The sequence below is a fragment of the Psychrobacter sp. AOP7-A1-24 genome (assembly GCF_052376235.1).
Lineage (GTDB): Bacteria > Pseudomonadota > Gammaproteobacteria > Pseudomonadales > Moraxellaceae > Psychrobacter.
In genome coordinates, this window is sequence record NZ_JBQSVM010000100.1 from 1 (window position 1) to 996 (window position 996).

The 996-nt window shown below is 44.6% G+C and carries 1 protein-coding gene; it reads left to right on the forward strand.

Features of this window, described 5'->3' with window-relative positions:
• Window positions 1-104: 104 nt before the first annotated feature.
• Window positions 105-996 (forward strand): IS30 family transposase (locus ACT3QQ_RS13870; protein ID WP_444528425.1); only part of this gene is annotated, 892 nt, incomplete at its 3' end.

Below are 996 nucleotides of genomic sequence, written 5' to 3' on the forward strand. Positions count from 1 at the left end.
CTTAGATTAACACATGAAGTGCAATACCAAATGCAAGGTGAAAAAAAGACCTAGATGCGCTAGCATCAAAGTTTTTATCCACCGACCAAAGTGAGATTGCAACCATGAGCTATACACATCTAAGCCTAGGTGAACGATACCAGATTTATGCCCTTAAAGGGGCAAAACATAGTATTAATTTTATAGCGAGGGCGTTAAACAGAAGTCCCAGTACCATATCAAGAGAGCTTAGACGCAATAAAAGCCTACGAGGTTACCGAGCAAAGCATGCTAATAACAAGGCTTGTGACAGACGGGCTAACAACGCCACAACTATTGTGACTGACCTCTGGGCATGGGTGACAGACAAGCTTAAAGAGAACTGGAGTCCTGAGCAAATATCTGGCGTTCATGCTGGTATCAGTCATATGAGCATTTATCGCTATATTTGGCGTGATAAGAGGCAAGGCGGCACATTGTGGCAGTGTCTCAGACGTAAAGGAAAACCATACCGGCAGCGTCTAACCGCTGAGACTCGAGGTCGTATCAATGACAGAGTCTCGATTCATGAGCGCCCTTGTATTGTTGAAGAACGCTCACGTATTGGAGATTGGGAAGCCGATACCGTTATCGGTCAGCATCACAAGCAAGCGATTGTCACGCTCGTTGAACGTAAAACGGGGCTATTGAAGATGAAGCGTGTGGGTCATAAAACAGCACAGCAAGTATCAGAGGCAATGATAGAACTCTTAGCGCCAGTGAGGTTGCAGGTTAAGACCATTACCTCTGACAATGGTAAAGAGTTTGCTCAGCATAAGAAGGTGAAACAAAAGCTCTTTAGCCCTTTCTTCTTTGCCGATGCTTATGCGTCATGGCAGCGAGGAACCAACGAAAATACCAACGGCCTTATCAGAGAGTACTTGCCTAAGGGTTGTGACTTTAGACAAGTCTCTGATGATGAGATGCAGGACATTGAGAACAAATTAAACAACAGACCAAGAAAACGATTAGGGTTTA